Here is a 16,903-nt window from a genome sequence, read left to right as displayed (position 1 = left end):
GAATTCCCACAAATACTTCAAGCTTAGTGTTTGCTCCTTACCCTTTTTTCGAAATATTCACCCCCTGCATTTCCTCAACTAATTGCTGAATCTCTTCCACTTCACGTAATCGGACTGAAATCACCAACTCGCAATCCAGTTCCATGTTTTGGGACACGATGTTCAGGCTTTTTTGTTTAATGGTCCGCATCACCTTGTCCATGTCAGGGTATCCGAATTTGAGTTTGAATTGCGATTCGATTACCCGTTCCACAATCGTGGAGTTTTCAAGGGCTAATTGCGCTGCGGTTCGGTAGGCCTGAATCAACCCGCCAACACCCAATTTCGTGCCACCAAAAATGCGGGTGACCGTTACCAATATGTTGGTTACATCAAAAGATTGGATTTGCCCATAAATGGGCATTCCAGCGGAATTGTTGGGTTCGCCATCATCATTGGCGCGATAGTAGCGGTCCAGTTCGCCCAGTTGCCAGGCATAGCATACGTGGTTGGCGGTGTGGTGTCTTTTTCGTAGTTCTTCAATGATGGGCTTTACGTCATTTTCCGAAGCAATGGGGAAAACCTGGGCAAAAAATTTGCTTTTTCGGTCCTTGTACAGTATTTCTTCCGAAGGCTGGGCAATGGTTTTGTAGTTATCATTTTTTTCCATTGGTACAAAACTATCGATTCCAATTGAGAGGTTGGGTTTCAGGAGTCAGATATCGGAAGGTTGGATTATTGGGGTATTGGATTGTTGGAATTTGATGATTGGAATTTTGGTGATTTGGTTGCTTAGGTTATTGTCTATTCTGTCTAGTTTCTTGAACTTGTTTTTTGGGATTTGTTATTTGGTTACTTGGTTATTGAGTTGTTGTCAATTGGAATTTGTCATTCTGAATGAACGAAGTGAATGAAGAATCTCTATCTTGACACTAATTACACCCCTGTCTGCGGCAGGCAGGAATTTACACGAATTCTTATTGGGTTGTTAGGTTACTCAGTTATTGAGCTAATGTCTTGTTTCTTTGCTCTTTCGTCTTGTTTCTTTAATTTGGATTTGCTCCTGAGCTTGATACTTGAATTTCAGGCATTGGATTTCCCAATTGACGCTTTGCATTTCATACCGAAATGACGGATTGCCTATTGTGGTCATTTCGAGTACAGTCGAGAAATCTCTTTTTGGGATTTGTGCTTGGTCCTATCTCTTGTCTTTCGTTTTGATTATAGGGTCTAGGTTCCTGAACTTCAACCTGAACTTGTTTTTTGATTTTGGTGTTTGATCATTGTTAATTGCAAATTGGGGTTAGAATAGTGCCACCAAAACAATGCTCAAAACAGCCAAGGCCACACCACCCCAGTTTTTGAGGGTCAATCGTTCTTTGAACAATAAAATGCCAGTCAGTGTGGATGCCATAACAATGGCCACATTGTTCAACGTGAAAATGGCGGCACTGCTGAGTATATCAGAACGCAACGCAATAATCAAAAAATAAATGGAAAAATAATTAGGTACCCCAAGGGCAATTCCTCCCAAAACATTCCTATAGTTGGCCTTGATCGGCGTTTTTTTAGACCGAATACCAATGAAAATAAGTCCAGATAATGCGGCGCAGCCAAAAACCATTGACGAAAAGATGGGGACTTCTGAATCGGTCAGATGCAGTTCCTCAAAATATTTGATGCTCGTGTCAATAATGCCCGACCCCAGAAATACCAAAAAAGGAAGTACGAGGTCTTTTTGGTTGATTACAATGTGTTTTTCCTTCAAGGAAGCCAAGTATACTGCAACCAAGGCTAAGAGGATACCGACTACCTGAATCCATGATAAACTTTCATTGTACAACCAAATCCCAAAAATCACAGGAATCACCAGCGACATTTTGGTGGCCACTGAAGCCACAGAAACTCCAGCCACTTGAGCGGTTTTGGCCATCAGGTTAAAAATGGTGATGAATAGCATTCCCATTAAAATTGGCCCCCAAAACCATGAGGTATTAAACAACTGCCCAAACTCAACCGAACCGTTGTATAAGAAAAATCCGGTGGCACAGGCAACGATGTAGTTCATTACAATGGCATATAGGGTTTGCACCTTGTATACATCGTACAATTTAAAGACCACAAAAATGAGGGTGGAACTGAGGATGCTGAGGGCTAGGGCTATCATTTACAAGAACCGGTTTAGTTGTATGATATCTTCTTGACCCACTTGCAAGTTCCAAACATGAATGCCTAAATTGGAGGCTGCATCCGTGTTCTCCTTTACATCATCCACAAACAAGGTTTCATGGGCGGTTAGCCGATTCTGTTCCAGTGCAAATTCAAAAATCTCCGTATCTGGTTTGCGCATTCCCATTTCGTAGGAGAGGTAAAATACTTCAAATGACTTCTTAAACCGATTGAACCGCGGCATGCCCATCTGTTTTTTCACATGTTCAATATGAAGGTCGTTGGTGTTGCTCAAAAGAAAAAGTCGGTATTCATTTGTTTTGGCCAGATGTTCTAGAAAGGTCAAACGTTCCTCTGGAAAATCCAAAAGAATCGCATTCCAGGCATGCCGTAATTCGCTTCTACTGGCCTTTGGAAATTGCCTTGAAACGGTGTCCAGAAAATGATCGGACGAAACCAATCCCTTTTCATAATCTTTGAACAAGTTGTCCAACTCTGGGGTGATACCACTAAATCCAAATTTCAACATTTCCCGAGCCGTAGCTGGTTTGTCCAAATTGATGAGTACATCGCCAAAATCCAGAATAATGTTTTTAATCATGGGTGTAGATGGATAAAGTGTCCGACAAAATGGATTCTTCACTCCGAAGCTTTCCTTGAATACGGGGTGCTGCCAACCCTTTGACAAAGAATTTTTGGGCCTTGAAAATTCGGGCTTCGTCCCACAAACCTGCATACATAAAAGTTTGAAGGGTCTGTGCTCCTCCTTCAACAATAACAGAGGTAATGGAATGGCGGTACAATACTTCACAAATTTGGGAAGCAATTGGTTTGGAAAAATCAATCATTTCATAATCAATTCCATCAAAATACTTAGACTTTTCCTCAATTTGAGTTATCACCAAGGTTTTAACCGAACGGTCCATGACATGAAAATGGGAATCAATTTTTAGATTTTTGTCCAAAACCACTCGAACGGGGTTTTTTCCTGCCCAATTGCGAGTATTCAACTTTGGATTGTCCTCCAAAACAGTGTTGGTGCCCACCAAAATAGCCTGTTCCTGACTCCGCCATTGGTGAACCAGTTGTTTGGAGTAGGGATTGGTGATCCAAAACGGTTCAGGGTTGGTTTTTCTCATGTTGGGGTCTGGAGCGATAAAGCCATCGGCGGTTTCAGCCCATTTTAGAATGATATAGGGCCGTTTTTGCTGTTGATAGGTTAAAAAACGCTTCAAATGCTCCCGACACTCATTCTCAAGAACGCCTATGGTGACTTTGCAACCTGAAGCTTCCAGTTTTTCAATGCCTTTTCCGGCCACCTTGTCATGAGGGTCTTTTATGCCGATGACCACCTCGGGAATCTTGTGCGCAAGGATTAAGTCGGCACAGGGTGGCGTTTTTCCGTAATGCGAGCAGGGTTCCAAAGTTACGTACAGGGTGGCTCCAGACAGTAAACTTTTGTCCCTAACAGAATTAATCGCATTCACCTCGGCATGTGGGCCGCCATACGGACTCGTGTAGCCTTCCCCAATAATTTTTTCATTGTGAACAATCACACAGCCGACCATGGGATTAGGAGCTGTTGAGCCAAGCCCCTTTTTGCCCAGTTCAATGCTCCTAAGGATGTATTTTTGGTGTATATTCACCTCGCAAAAATAGAACAATAAACGCAACATGGAAGATACAGTGATTCGCGAAATCACACCCGAAGACAATGCCCAAGTCGCACAAGTGATTCGGAAAGTTTTTGAGGATATGGGCATTGCCAAGGTGGGTACTGCTTATGAAGACAAAGCCTTGGATGATATGCATGCGGCCTACGACGTGCCAAAAGCCACCTATTTTGTGGTGGAACACCAGGGCCGAATCATTGGTTGCGCAGGAATTGCCCAGCTAGAGAACTTTGACGGCAATGTCTGCGAGTTGCAAAAAATGTATTTTCTGGAAGAGGCACGGGGTAAAGGAGTCGGTTCGCAGATGATTTCAGTTTGTCTAGAGAAAGCCAAGGAATTTGGGTTTGAAGCCTGTTATTTGGAGACCATGCCCTATATGAAAGCTGCACAAAAGCTTTATCAAAAAAATGGGTTTGAATATATTGATGCTCCCATGGGCAACACGGGACACTACTCTTGTCCGGTCTGGATGCTTAAAAAATTGTAATGCTGCTTCGGGAAATCAAGAACATATTTCATACGGAGTTGGATACTTTATTTCCAAAAGAGGAGGTCGATGCCTTTTTTTATCGCTGTGTGGAGCATTATTTGCAACTGGAACGCTTTGTTTTGGCGGTTCGGCCCGAACTTACATTAACTAAGGAAGAAGAACAGCCGTTGTTTGGAGCCCTCTCCCAATTAAAAGAAGAAAGACCCCTGCAATACATTTTGGGTGTGGCCCATTTTATGGATTTTGAACTGAAGGTCAACGAAAATGTGCTTATCCCTAGACCTGAAACCGAAGAATTGGTGCAATGGATTTTGGATGATACCGAAAGTCAGAAGTCAGATATCAGATATCAGAAATCTGAAGTCACCATTTTGGATATTGGTACTGGAAGTGGGTGTATTGCCATTGCCTTGGCCAAATATCTTCCGCAGGCGAAGGTTTACGCTTTGGATGTTTCTGAAGAAGCCTTGGAAGTGGCAAAAGAGAACGCCAAAAACAACCAAGTGGACATCACTTTTATTCAGCAGGATATCCTTAACCCTGAACTTGAACTTGAATTTGACCTCATCGTTTCCAATCCGCCCTATGTGAGGGAGTTGGAGAAGTCAAAAATCAAAAAAAATGTAAAGGAATATGAACCTCATGCGGCACTTTTCGTGCCAGATAAAGATTCTTTGCTTTTTTACCGGGCCATTGCCCAATTTTCCAAAAGACATTTAAAGAAAAAGGGCAGTTTGTATTTGGAAATCAACCAATATTTGGGAGTGGAGACCAAAGGTCTTTTGAAAGCCCATAATTTTTCGGAAATTGAACTGCGAAAAGACCTTTTTGGGAACGACCGAATGCTTAAAGCAACTGTCCCCTTGAAGGGACTTTAGGGGTGTTTTTCATCTTGAAAAATAAAAAATATGAACATTGAACAACAGATACGCTCTTTAAGGGATGAGCTCCGTGAGCACAACTATAACTATTATGTGTTGGACCAACCTTCCATTTCTGACTATGAGTTTGACATGAAACTCAAGGAACTTCAAGAACTGGAGCAAAAACACCCTGAGTTTTATGACGCTACCTCACCAACCTTGCGTGTGGGCGGTATGGTCACAAAGAATTTTGAGACGGTAGTTCATGAGCACCGCATGTATTCCTTGGACAACTCGTATTCCAAGGAGGATTTACAAGATTGGGAAAAACGTATCCAGCGTATTTTGGGCGATGTAGAGGTTGAATTTGCCTGTGAGTTGAAGTATGACGGGGCCTCCATCAGCCTTACCTATGAAAATGGCCAATTGGTGCGGGCGGTTACCCGTGGCGATGGATTTCAGGGTGATGACGTAACCAATAATATTAAAACGATAAAGTCAGTCCCGCTCCAACTAAAAGGAGATTATCCTCTAAAATTTGATATTCGAGGAGAAATCATTCTTACCCTGGAAGGTTTTGCCAAAATGAACCAAGAGCGGGTTGAAGCGGGTGAAGAACCTTATATGAATCCCAGAAATACAGCTTCGGGAAGTTTGAAACTGCAGGATAGTGCCTTGGTTGCCCAACGGCCGTTGGAGTGTCTCCTGTACAGCATTGCAGGTAGTAATCTAGGTATTTCTACCCAATTTGAGGTTTTGGAAAAAGCCCGCTCGTGGGGTTTTAAGGTCCCAGCAGTGGCCAAATTATGCAAATCCACAGAAGAGGTGATGCAGTTTGTGGAGCATTGGGATGTCAATCGGCATAACCTACCATATGAAACTGATGGGGTTGTGGTGAAGGTGAACAATATTCAACACCAAGAAGAACTGGGCTATACGGCTAAATCTCCCCGGTGGGCCATGGCCTATAAGTTCAAGGCGGAACAGGCCACCACGGTCTTAAATGAGATTACCTACCAAGTGGGACGTACGGGCGCCATTACCCCAGTGGCCAACTTGGAGCCCGTTTTGCTGGCTGGAACCACTGTGAAGCGTGCTTCCTTGCATAATGCCGATCAAATTGCAAAATTGGATATTCGCGTTGGAGATACCGTTTTTGTTGAAAAGGGAGGTGAAATCATCCCAAAGATAATGGGGGTTGATTTTACAAAACGCTCAATGGATTCCATTCCCACCCAATACATTACCCATTGTCCGGAATGTGGCACGGAGCTGATTCGGAAAGAAGGAGAAGCCCAGCATTTTTGCCCAAATGATACGGGGTGCCCGCCTCAGATTACGGGGCGAATCCAGCATTTTATTTCACGGAAGGCGATGGATATCGAAGGTCTGGGGAGTGAAACAGTGGAACTGCTGTTCAAGGAAGGGTTGATTTCCAATTATGCAGACTTATACACTTTAACTAAGGAAGATGTTATTCCGTTGGAGCGCATGGCGGAAAAATCCGCAGAAAACCTGGTAAACGGTGTGGCGGCTTCCAAAGCCATCCCCTTTGAGAGGGTGTTGTTTGCTTTGGGAATTCGCTATGTAGGGGAGACGGTAGCAAAAAAGTTGGCAAAGGCCTATAAAAATATTGATGCATTGATGGTGGCAAGCCATGAAGAATTGATTGCGGTGGATGAAATTGGCGAACGGATTGCAGATAGTGTCATACAATTCTTTTCAGAACCCACCAATGTGGAAATTGTGGAGCGATTGAAATCCTACGGATTGCAGTTTTCACTTTCGGAAGAACAACTGGAAAATCAGACTGACAAACTAAAAGGCCAGACTTTTGTGGTTTCTGGGGTATTTGAGACCATCAGTAGAAACGACCTTAAAAAATTGATTGAGGATAACGGCGGCAAAGTGGCTTCGTCCATTTCATCAAAAACCTCCTTTGTTGTGGCTGGCGACAATATGGGCCCCAGTAAAAAAACCAAGGCGGAAAGTTTAGGTGTGCCCATTATTTCGGAACAGGAGTTTTTGGGAAAATTGCAATCGTGATTGCATCACGAAATCATCAATTGACAATTACCAAAATAAATTCAAGTTCAAGAATCAAGAGTCAAGAGCAAGTCTCAAGTTCAGAATTCGAAGTTCGGAGTAGAATAACAAATAACCGAATAATCAAATCAACGAATTCCAAAGCCCGAATTCCAAAAAAACAAGTTCAAGTCTCAGGACAAGAGGTGAAAGGTAAAGGGTCATTTCGAAATGAGATGCAAAGCATCGATTGAGAAATCTGATTCCAAAAACCAAAAAAGTTCAAGAGCAATTTCAAACTCAAGTGTCAAGTTCCACATTGATTTGTAAAAATTCGAGCAATTCGTGTCGAACTGAAAAGAGAGATTCTTCGCACTCCCTTCGACTGCGCTTAGGGTAATAGCTCAGAATGGCAATGAACAATTTCCAAAATCCAAACACCCAAATTCCAAAAAACAAATTCAAGTGCAAGAATCAAGAGTCAAGACAATATCCCAATAATTGATTAACTCAATGCCCAAATAACAAATCAACGAATAAGCAATCCCATTACCACCACTTTACAAAAGATAGACAATTTTCATATTTTAGGCAGACCATGAAAATTACACCCAAAACCTATCAAGTCTTTCAAGAAACGTTAAGTTTAAATCAACCTCCTCAAGATTGGCCCGAAGCTCTTCGCGCTTTGTGGTACGATGCCAAAGGGGATTGGGATGCTTCCCACGACATTGCCCAGGATATCCCTTCAGCAATCGGCAGTTGGATTCACGCATATCTCCACCGCAAAGAAGGGGATAAATGGAATGCGGGATATTGGTATCGACAGGCTGGAAAATCGTTTCCCGACTATTCGTTGGAGGAAGAATTGGAGGTTTTGGTCAAAGCCATTATTGAATAATGGATGTTAAGATGACAAATGCAGTTCCCCATCGTCGTCGATGATATACTCGTAGTAGAACCATTTCTTTTTATCGGATTGTTCTTCAAACTTAAAAGCGGTAATCAATCGCTCCCCGTCCGTTTTTAGATACACGGCACCATACACATCCACGTTGGTGCGACCTAAGTGAGAAATCTTGTCTTTTATGGCCTTAATCATTTCTTCAGAAGGTTCTTCAGCTGCAGCGAGTTCATCCACGTTCTTTTTCAATTCCTCAACTTGTTTTTCGTCTTCAAATTCCCGGGTGGAGCGTTGCAGTTCCGTGGAAAGAATCACAGGGGAGGCACCCCTGCCAAACTTACCCAGTCGACCTAAAAGGTCGGGGCGTGGATGTACATGCCCTTCCTCGTCACCCGAAGAAATCACAAAGCACGCTGGGTTAACCGCCATCATAAATTCGTCCGTAACCTTGTCCGAACCGTGGTGGCACACCTTCATGATTTCAGATTTGAACCAAAGCGCAGCTTCGGTCAACATTTTGGCATGATTTGGATTCGTGGGTCGAGGGAAAGAGTCCAGTTTGGAATAGTGTTGCAGCAGATATTTTTCCGCAGGAACATTAAGGTCTCCACCAAAAAGCACCTTGTATTTACCATAATGCAATCGTAAAATCACGGAATGCCCGTTCTTGGTCTCACCATAATTGCTACTGATGCGTTTGAGCCTCGGTTTGTTATTGGTGTCGTATTCCACTACGGGGCCAAGTACTTCTATGCTGTAATCTCGCCCAGCAACAGGTTCAAAATTAGGCATATAGGCCCTTCCGTTTTTATGTACGCTGTGATTGGGGTCAATGGAAAGCATTTTAAAATCGAGCACTTTGGGATTGTTCAGTGCATTGTGCATAATGGGTGGAAACATTTTTCGTCCAAAAGCGCTGCTGTCACTAAAAAGGGCTTCAATATCGCTTTTGTCAACGGCCAAATCTTCCATGTAGTGATCACCGGTGATGGGGTCCTGCACAGTACCTCCCAGTTTTTCAAAAGTCCCGCTAACGGGACGCTCTACAAGACCATTTTGGTACACCGTTTTAAAGCCAATGTCATGGTCGGAAAAAATATCCTTGAAACCTAGGTAATGGTCCTTGTCTGGATGGGTAATCACCGCTGCTTCAAAATCAAAGCCCCGGTAGGCCTTGAATCGCCCGTTGAGAAACGCTGCCATATTACTGCCTTCACCAGCATCAATCACAATGATTTTTTCATTTTCATCGTCTTCCGGGGTGATGAGAACGGCTCCGTCCCCTTGACCCACATCCAAAAAAATGATTTCTAAAGGCCTCCTGTCGGAAGTATGCTCAGTTTTAATGTAGTAAATCTCCCTTTTGGTCTTAGGTGCCCAGATAATAGCCGTCCAGCCTGGTCCAACATGGGTATAATCGTGATTGTCATCTACTTTTAACCAATCGCCCCAAAGCACCTGTTTGGCTTTTTTCAGTTCCTGACCATTCTCATCATACTTGTATAGGTAGACTAATTCTCCGTCCGTACCGAGGTTGACATAGGTTTGGCTCATGGCGATGGTTTTATGTCCCTTTTTCTTCTAGGGACGATTATAGAATCCGAAAAAAAAGCATGGGGGAATTTGGTGGAGAGAACCAACTCGAATATACGAAATTTCTGACTTGGTTCAACAGAGTGATGTAAAGGAAATGTTATGGGTTTTATTTGAAATTTCAAATCCAAAATTCCAAAAACAAGTTCAAGAGACTAGAGTCTAGAAAAAAGAGAAAAGACAATAACCCAGTAACTGAATCACAAATAACAAATCACCAAATTCCAAAAAACAAATTCCAAACACCAAAAAGAGATTTCTCGACTGCGCGTGTCTGCCGACAAGAGGCAGGCTCGAAATGACATAAACAGGCATTCCGTCATTTCGACATGAGATGCAAAGCATCGATTGAGAAATCCAATGCCTGAAATTCAAGAATCAAGCTCAGGAGCAAATCCAAATTAAAGAAACAAGACGAAAGAGCAAAGAGACAAGACATTAGCTCAATAACTGAGTAACCTAACAACCCAATAAGAATTCGTGTAAATTCCTGCCTGCCGCAGGCAGGGGTGTAATTAGTGTCAAGATAGAGATTCTTCATTCATTTCGTTCATTCAGAATGACAAATTCCAATTGACAATAACCAAGTAACTAAATCAACAAACTCCCGAACTTTCCGCAAGAATTAAACCAAAATACTCACTCCACTAGCTGAAGCATTCTTAGTATTGTCAAAATAAAAATCAATGCGGCCCAAGTTGAGGCCATAGCAACCCACCTGGTTCACCAACACCGAATCTCCATTTTTGTTGATGCGTACATCGGGTCGCTCCAAAAAGGTATGTGTGTGCCCACCAATGATTAGATTGGTATGGTAGGTTCGTTGCGCCAATTGCACATCTGAAGGTCGTTCTGGATTTTCATAACTGTAGCCTAAATGCGATAGACAGATAACCAAATCGCACTGTTCTCCCTCTTTCAGTTGGCGTTCCATGTCCACGGCAATCTCAAAGGGATTCAAATACCTTGTTTCTTTGTACAATCGTTTGGTGACCAAGCCATCAAAGGCAATGCCAAGACCATAGACCCCAATTTTTATACCATCCACCAAATAGAGTTTGTAAGGTTTTACAAGCCCCTCCATAACCGTGTTGGAAAAATCGTAGTTGGCAGAAATCATGTCAAAAGTGGCATGGGGCATTTGCGCTAGGAGCCCATCAATTCCATTATCAAAATCGTGATTGCCAATAGTGGAAGCATCGTAGTTGAGCTTACTCATCAATTTAAACTCCAGTTCCCCACCATAAAAATTGAAGTAGGGAGTGCCCTGAAAAATATCCCCGGCGTCAAAAAGCAGTGTATTTGGATTCTCATTTCTGATTTGTTCCACCAACCTTGCCCTTCGGGCAATTCCCCCCAAATTGGGGTATTGTGAATGAGAGGATGGAAACGGATCAATATGGCTGTGCACGTCATTAGTGTGCAAAATTGTTAACTTTTTTGCCTTCGAACCTGAACAGGAATTAAGGCTGAGCCCACCCAGACCGACCAATGTGGAGGCGGCTGCTGTATGTGTTATAAAATCCCTTCGTTTCATCTAATTAATTTGAATAAAGCGGTCATCCACCGATGCTTTCAACGTGTCGGTTTTTTTAAAATAGTCGATAATGGCATTTCGTATGAGATAATCAATATGCGTTGTGGAAACCGTGTCCTTAAAAAAACCAATGCTGGGGCCGCCCTGTACCAGATAATCCGATGTTCCCACAAAATAGTTTCTATTCTCATCAAATGGTTCTCCTTGAATGTCCACAGACTCCAAAGAACCATTTTTATCCAATACAATCTGCATTCCTGCAATGGGATGAACCCGGTCCGAACCCATCAAAAAGGCAATGAGTTCCCTAACGGCAGATCCACTCATTTCCACAACGGTGATGTAATTTTCGAACGGCATTACCTCATATGCGTTTCGGGCAGTGACATTTCCCGAAGAAATAATGGAACGGACCCCACCGTAGTTGAGCACCACAAAATCCAAATCGTTTCCGGTTCGGGATTTAAAGATGGGTGCAGCTTCGCTCAGTACAATATCTGCCATAAGGTTTCCCATTGAGGTATTGTGCTCACCATCATCCAACAAGAAGGGTTTCGGGGCATAGGCCAAAGTGCTATCCAATACCTGATTTATGCGATTTCGGTAGGGTTCAACAAAATGGGCAATGGAGTCAACTTCTTCAAGCGAAGCATCAATGGAAACTTGTTTTCCATCAATTTTGGAAAGTGTCCCGGTTTCCTGTTTACAGGAGAATAAAAAACAAAGCGTTGTAAATACAACAAATTGTTTGAATTTTAAACCAATCACGTGCGTATCTTTGTTAAGTATCTTGGTAGAATATTTACCTTTGTAAAAATGCATAAAAATATGTTTATAAAGGGGCTCCAAGATAAATTTAAGGTTAAATCAGGGCTTAAATATTTAAAGGAGGAAATGGAAAAACCTTCTTCGCCCATTGCCCGGGAAAAGGGAATTACCAGCGTTGGCTGTATTGTTGATGTGGATAATTTTCAGAATGCCGAGGCCTTTTATGATTTGATTGATGAGTTTTCCTTGAGACCCAACGCCATTAAAATCATTGGATATAAAAGGGAGTACGATAAAAACTCACCCTATGCCATCCAGATTTTTTCTGATAAGGATTTAGGTTGGAAGGGACAGGTAGAGAACGCTTATGTACTGGAGTTTTTAGGACGGGAATACGACATGTTGGTCAATTATTATGAAGAGGACAATTTAATGATGAAATTATTGTCGGTTAAAACCCCAGCCAGGCTAAAGGTCGGTTTGGGTGCACAGGACCCAAAGGTGAACGATTTAATCTTAAATACCAATATGAAGGATTTTACACTCTTTAAGAGTGAATTGAAAAAGTATTTAAAGGTTTTAAAAGAATTGTGATGGAAAAATTGATAGGTACAGGTGTTGCATTGATAACCCCTTTCAATGAAGATTTTTCAGTGGATGTGGAGGCATTGATTCAAGTTGTGGAGCACAACATTCGAGGAGGGGTGGATTATTTGGTGGTTTTGGGTACCACAGCGGAATCGGCAACTCTTACCAAAATGGAAAAGCAATTGGTTGTGGATACCGTGATCAAGACCAATGCCGGACGTTTACCTTTGGTGTTGGGCGTTGGTGGCAATAATACAATGGCCGTTGTTGACGAATTGCAAACGTTGGATTTGTCTGAGTTCGATGCGGTCCTATCTGTATGCCCCTATTACAATAAACCTACTCAAGAAGGTATCTATCAGCATTTTAAAGCAATTGCCAAAGCTTCGCCAAAACCTATTATTCTCTACAATGTGCCTTCTAGAACTGGAGTGAACATGCTGCCAGAAACTACCTTACGACTTGCACATGAGGTGCCCAATATTGTGGCAATCAAGGAAGCCTGTGGGGATATGGTACAAATCGATAAAATCATAAAGGAAAAACCAGAACATTTTATGGTGATTTCTGGAGACGACTTCACTGCACTACCTACAGTTTTGGCCGGTGGGGCAGGGGTAATTTCCGTTTTGGGGCAAGGATTGCCTTCCCAATTCTCTAAAATGATGAATTTGGGACTTCAGGAAAGTTCAGATGAAGCTTATAAAATCCATCACCAACTGTTGCCGTTGATGCAATTGATTTTTGAAGAAGGCAACCCAGCTGGAATTAAGAGTGTCTTTGAAAGTTTGGGACTCTCCAAAGCAGTAGTACGTCTGCCTTTGCTGGAAGCCACGCCATCTTTGAAAAACAGAATTGGTAATTTATTGAGGGCCTTGGATACGGCACACGCCTAAATTTCGTTAAAAGTTGCCCAAAACCTTGGGCAGTTGGTTTTGCACCCGTTACTTTTGGATGGTAAAATGTTTTTTTAAATCCGTTCATTATCACTAATTTTGCAAAATGTTTTTGAAAATGAGGTCAATACTCCCTTTATTAGCTGTATTTTTTGTCCTAATGTCTTGTAGTGAGTACCAAAAAGTACTTAAGACCGAAGACATTAAGCCTAAATATGATATGGCTGAGAAGTTCTATGAAGAAGGTGATTACAAAAGGGCAAAACGTTTGTATGAACAGATTGCTCCTAAGTATGTAGGGAAACCTCAAGGGGAAAGGGTGATGTTCTTTTTTGCGGATTGTTATTTTAAAACAGGAGATTATTATCTGGCAGGATATCAGTTCGAACGATTCATTAAGTCATATCCACGTAGTGATAAAATTCAGGAAGCCGGTTTTTTGGGGGCAAAAAGTTATTATGAACTTTCGCCGCGTTATTCTTTAGATCAGACCGATACGGACAAAGCTTTGGCAAAATTGCAAACCTTCATAAACACCTATCCAGAGTCGGAATATTTTGAAGAAGCCAATACCATGGCCAAGGAATTGACCACAAAGAAGGAAAAGAAACAATTGGAGATTGCCAAACAGTTCAATAAATTGGGGAAGTTCAATTACCCCATTTTGATTTCGGCAATCACCGCTTTGGATAACTTCATTACGGACAACCCCGGTTCTGTTTATAGAGAAGAGGCCTATTACTATAAGATAGAGGCCACTACAACTTTGGCACTGAACAGTACGGAAAATAGAAAACAAGAACGTCTGGAAGAAGCGCTTGATTCGTATAACACACTATTGCGTTACTTCCCAGAGTCACAATTTAAGAAAGAGGCGGACGATTTGCACGACAAAATTCAAAAAGAATTGAGTGCGTACAACACCGTTGCCAGCACCACTAAATAAAAGTTTTTTAAAACAACTGCATATGCAAGATTTGAAAAATACCAAGGCCTCAGTTTCCACCGTTACCGTTAACCGAAACGAGTTTGACGAAAAAACTGAAAACATCTACGAAGCCATTTCCATAGTGGCTAAACGCGGTATCCAAATCAACTCCGAAATAAAGAAGGAGCTGTTGGAAAAGTTGGAAGAGTTCGCCACGTACAGCGACAGTTTGGAAGAGGTCTTTGAGAACAAAGAGCAGATTGAGGTTTCCAAATTCTACGAAAAATTACCTAAACCCCATGCTTTGGCGGTTCAGGAATGGTTGGAAGATAAAATCTACTACAGGAACACAGAGAAAGACGCCTAAGAAATGCTCGGCGGTAAAAATATTCTTTTGGGAATCACCGGGGGAATCGCCGCCTACAAGACCACATTTCTGGTTAGGCTATTGATAAAAGCTGGTGCCCAGGTCAAGATTGTAATGACCCAGAGCGCCAGCTCTTTTGTTTCCCCACTCACCCTGTCCACCTTATCCAAGAATCCTGTATTAACGGATTTTGTCAACGAAGAGGATGGCAGTATCTCTTGGAACAACCATGTGGAACTTGGACTTTGGGCAGATGTAATGCTTATTGCCCCAGCTACTGCCAATACGCTATCCAAAATGGCCAATGGCGTATGCGACAACCTGTTATTGGCCACGTATCTATCCGCAAAGTGTCCTGTTTATTTTGCTCCAGCGATGGATTTGGACATGTACCAACATCCATCTACCAAAGCTTCCATTGAAAAATTGGAATCTTTCGGAAACAAAATGATTCCTGCTGAATCTGGGGAACTCGCCAGTGGATTACATGGCGAAGGACGAATGGCGGAACCTGAGAACATTCTGGAGTTTCTTCAAGAAGATTTGGCTAAAGGACTGCCTTTGAGTGGTAAAAAGGTGCTCATTACGGCTGGTCCAACCCAAGAAGCCATTGATCCAGTCCGTTTTTTGGGAAACCGTTCTTCCGGCACCATGGGTTTTGAACTTGCTAAAAAAGCAGCTGGTTTGGGAGCAAAAGTCGTTCTGGTCTCTGGCCCTACTGCATTGGATGTCAACCACAATTCCATTGAATTGATTCGGGTGATATCTGCACAAGAGATGTATGAAGCTTGTCATAATCACTATAACAACACAGATATTGCCATATGTGCGGCGGCAGTTGCGGATTATCGCCCTAAAAATCCTGCCCAAGAAAAATTAAAAAAGAAGGATGGCGACCTAAATATCGAATTGGAACGAAATCCGGATATTTTGCTCTCGTTGGGTGAGAAGAAAACCCATCAGTTTTTGGTAGGATTTGCTTTGGAGACCGAAAACGAAGTGGAAAATGCCAAGGACAAATTGCAACGTAAAAATCTAGATGCCATCGTTTTGAATTCCTTAAAAGATGACGGTGCCGGATTTGGGGGAACCACCAATAAAATTACCTTCATTGATAAGAATTTGAAGATAAAAACGTTTGGATTGAAGACGAAGCCTGAAGTGGCTTCCGACATTTGGGAAGAAATCATCTCCAGAATTCATGCGTAACACTCTATTGCTCATCCTTTTGCTTATTTTCACTTTGGCAGTCCCCGCCCAAGAACTCAATTGTGTGGTTACGGTGAATTCGGACCAAGTGGGACAGACCAATCAGCAAATATTCAAGACCTTGGAGCGTTCGTTGAATGATTTTGTCAACAACAGCAAATGGACCAATAGGGTTTACAAAGAGAATGAACGCGTAAATGCCCGAATGTTCATCACCGTAACGTCCTACGAGTCAGATAGGTTCGAGGCCAACATCCAAATACAGTCTTCACGACCTGTTTTTAATACGTCGTATGAAAGTCCCGTATTCAACTATAAGGATGATGCCTTCAATTTTCAGTATCAAGAATTTCAACCGTTGGTGTACAATCCAAACTCGTTTGATTCTAACTTGGTGGGGGTCATTTCCTATTATGTGTATGTAATATTAGGTTTGGATGCGGACACATTTTCCTTGGAAGGTGGCGATGATCAGTACAGAAGGGCGCAGAACATTGTAACCCAAGCACAGGGGTCCAACTTTAGCGGTTGGAGTCAGGAGACCGGGGAACGTACCCGATTTGAGTTGGTGGATAACCTGCTCAGCAATTCTTTTCGTGAGTACCGTATAGCTATGTACAACTATCATCGCAAAGGATTGGATGTTTTGGCGGACAACAACAGCACAGGAAAACAGGTCATTGCCGGGAGTCTTCGGTTGTTTGAAACCTTGATCAATCGCCGACCAAACGCCTTTTTGATTCAGACCTTTTTCGATGCCAAATCTGAAGAAATCCAGAATATCTTCTCTGATGGCCCTAAAGTGGACATTGTAAAACTTAAAGAAACCCTCAACAAGGTGGCTCCATTTTATTCCAGCACTTGGAATGAGATAAATTACTAGTGCAGTTTTCTAAAGAGATTTATCTTTACGG

17 protein-coding genes are annotated in these 16,903 nt (G+C 42.4%); 10 read left to right on the top strand and 7 right to left on the bottom strand.

Annotated features, from left to right (window positions below; all coding sequences use genetic code 11):
* Positions 1-37 precede the first annotated feature (37 nt).
* The 4 genes from AB1A65_RS12710 to ribD all read right to left on the bottom strand — a co-directional run bounded on the left by AB1A65_RS12710 (position 38) and on the right by ribD (position 3,824).
* Entirely contained in the window at positions 38-649 is a 612-nt protein-coding gene (locus AB1A65_RS12710; protein ID WP_366589715.1) for a YigZ family protein, read from the bottom strand.
* 633 nt (positions 650-1,282) lie between these two features.
* Positions 1,283-2,146, bottom strand: a complete 864-nt coding sequence (locus AB1A65_RS12705; RefSeq protein ID WP_366589712.1) for an EamA family transporter — start codon at positions 2,144-2,146, stop codon at positions 1,283-1,285.
* Positions 2,147-2,749, bottom strand: a complete 603-nt coding sequence (locus AB1A65_RS12700) for an HAD family phosphatase (RefSeq protein ID WP_366589709.1) — start codon at positions 2,747-2,749, stop codon at positions 2,147-2,149.
* A complete protein-coding gene (gene ribD / locus AB1A65_RS12695) occupies positions 2,742-3,824 on the bottom strand; it encodes a bifunctional diaminohydroxyphosphoribosylaminopyrimidine deaminase/5-amino-6-(5-phosphoribosylamino)uracil reductase RibD (protein ID WP_366589707.1) in 1,083 nt (360 codons plus the stop codon). The genes AB1A65_RS12700 and ribD overlap by 8 nt, the downstream gene beginning before the upstream one ends.
* Here ribD and AB1A65_RS12690 point away from each other — a divergent pair.
* From AB1A65_RS12690 to AB1A65_RS12675, 4 genes are all read left to right on the top strand, one after another.
* The gene (locus AB1A65_RS12690; protein ID WP_366589705.1) at positions 3,823-4,308 is read left to right on the top strand and encodes a GNAT family N-acetyltransferase; all 486 of its coding nucleotides are present in this window, start codon (positions 3,823-3,825) and stop codon (positions 4,306-4,308) included. The genes ribD and AB1A65_RS12690 overlap by 2 nt on opposite strands.
* Positions 4,308-5,189 carry a peptide chain release factor N(5)-glutamine methyltransferase gene (prmC, locus tag AB1A65_RS12685; protein WP_366589703.1) on the top strand — a complete coding sequence of 294 codons (882 nt, stop codon included), beginning with the start codon at positions 4,308-4,310 and terminating at the stop codon, positions 5,187-5,189. The genes AB1A65_RS12690 and prmC overlap by 1 nt, the downstream gene beginning before the upstream one ends.
* Before the next feature lie 30 nt (positions 5,190-5,219).
* Positions 5,220-7,220, top strand: coding sequence for an NAD-dependent DNA ligase LigA (gene ligA / locus AB1A65_RS12680; protein ID WP_366589700.1), 2,001 nt, complete (start codon positions 5,220-5,222; stop codon positions 7,218-7,220).
* A 577-nt stretch (positions 7,221-7,797) separates the two neighbouring features.
* Positions 7,798-8,100 carry a hypothetical protein gene (locus tag AB1A65_RS12675; RefSeq protein ID WP_366589697.1) on the top strand — a complete coding sequence of 101 codons (303 nt, stop codon included), beginning with the start codon at positions 7,798-7,800 and terminating at the stop codon, positions 8,098-8,100.
* A gap of 6 nt (positions 8,101-8,106) precedes the next feature.
* Here the strand turns inward: AB1A65_RS12675 and AB1A65_RS12670 are convergent, their stop codons facing one another.
* The 3 genes from AB1A65_RS12670 to AB1A65_RS12660 form a co-directional block, all read right to left on the bottom strand.
* Positions 8,107-9,657 carry a hypothetical protein gene (locus AB1A65_RS12670; RefSeq protein ID WP_366589695.1) on the bottom strand — a complete coding sequence of 517 codons (1,551 nt, stop codon included), beginning with the start codon at positions 9,655-9,657 and terminating at the stop codon, positions 8,107-8,109.
* A 664-nt stretch (positions 9,658-10,321) separates the two neighbouring features.
* The gene (locus AB1A65_RS12665) at positions 10,322-11,233 is read right to left on the bottom strand and encodes a metallophosphatase (RefSeq protein WP_366589693.1); all 912 of its coding nucleotides are present in this window, start codon (positions 11,231-11,233) and stop codon (positions 10,322-10,324) included.
* On the bottom strand, positions 11,234-12,055 hold the full coding sequence (locus AB1A65_RS12660) for a 5'-nucleotidase (RefSeq protein WP_366589691.1): 822 nt from the start codon (positions 12,053-12,055) through the stop codon (positions 11,234-11,236).
* A 6-nt stretch (positions 12,056-12,061) separates the two neighbouring features.
* On the opposite strand from AB1A65_RS12660, the gene AB1A65_RS12655 reads away from it, so the two are divergent.
* The 6 genes from AB1A65_RS12655 to AB1A65_RS12630 all read left to right on the top strand — a co-directional run bounded on the left by AB1A65_RS12655 (position 12,062) and on the right by AB1A65_RS12630 (position 16,872).
* On the top strand, positions 12,062-12,595 hold the full coding sequence (locus tag AB1A65_RS12655; RefSeq protein WP_366589688.1) for a hypothetical protein: 534 nt from the start codon (positions 12,062-12,064) through the stop codon (positions 12,593-12,595).
* Positions 12,595-13,485, top strand: a complete 891-nt coding sequence (gene dapA, locus AB1A65_RS12650; protein ID WP_366589686.1) for a 4-hydroxy-tetrahydrodipicolinate synthase — start codon at positions 12,595-12,597, stop codon at positions 13,483-13,485. The genes AB1A65_RS12655 and dapA overlap by 1 nt, the downstream gene beginning before the upstream one ends.
* A gap of 106 nt (positions 13,486-13,591) precedes the next feature.
* On the top strand, positions 13,592-14,431 hold the full coding sequence (gene bamD / locus AB1A65_RS12645; protein ID WP_366589683.1) for an outer membrane protein assembly factor BamD: 840 nt from the start codon (positions 13,592-13,594) through the stop codon (positions 14,429-14,431).
* Positions 14,432-14,453: 22 nt separating this feature from the next.
* Entirely contained in the window at positions 14,454-14,780 is a 327-nt protein-coding gene (locus AB1A65_RS12640; protein WP_366589681.1) for a DNA-directed RNA polymerase subunit omega, read from the top strand.
* A gap of 3 nt (positions 14,781-14,783) precedes the next feature.
* Complete coding sequence (gene coaBC / locus AB1A65_RS12635; protein ID WP_366589679.1) at positions 14,784-15,989, top strand: bifunctional phosphopantothenoylcysteine decarboxylase/phosphopantothenate--cysteine ligase CoaBC; 1,206 nt, start codon at positions 14,784-14,786, stop codon at positions 15,987-15,989.
* Positions 15,982-16,872, top strand: coding sequence for a DUF4835 family protein (locus AB1A65_RS12630; RefSeq protein ID WP_366589676.1), 891 nt, complete (start codon positions 15,982-15,984; stop codon positions 16,870-16,872). Before coaBC ends, AB1A65_RS12630 begins: the two co-directional genes overlap by 8 nt.
* Positions 16,873-16,903 lie beyond the last annotated feature (31 nt).

The organism is Allomuricauda sp. ANG21 (genome assembly GCF_040705235.1).
Classification (GTDB): domain Bacteria; phylum Bacteroidota; class Bacteroidia; order Flavobacteriales; family Flavobacteriaceae; genus Flagellimonas; species Flagellimonas marina.
This window is presented reverse-complemented; position numbering and strand designations above follow the sequence as displayed.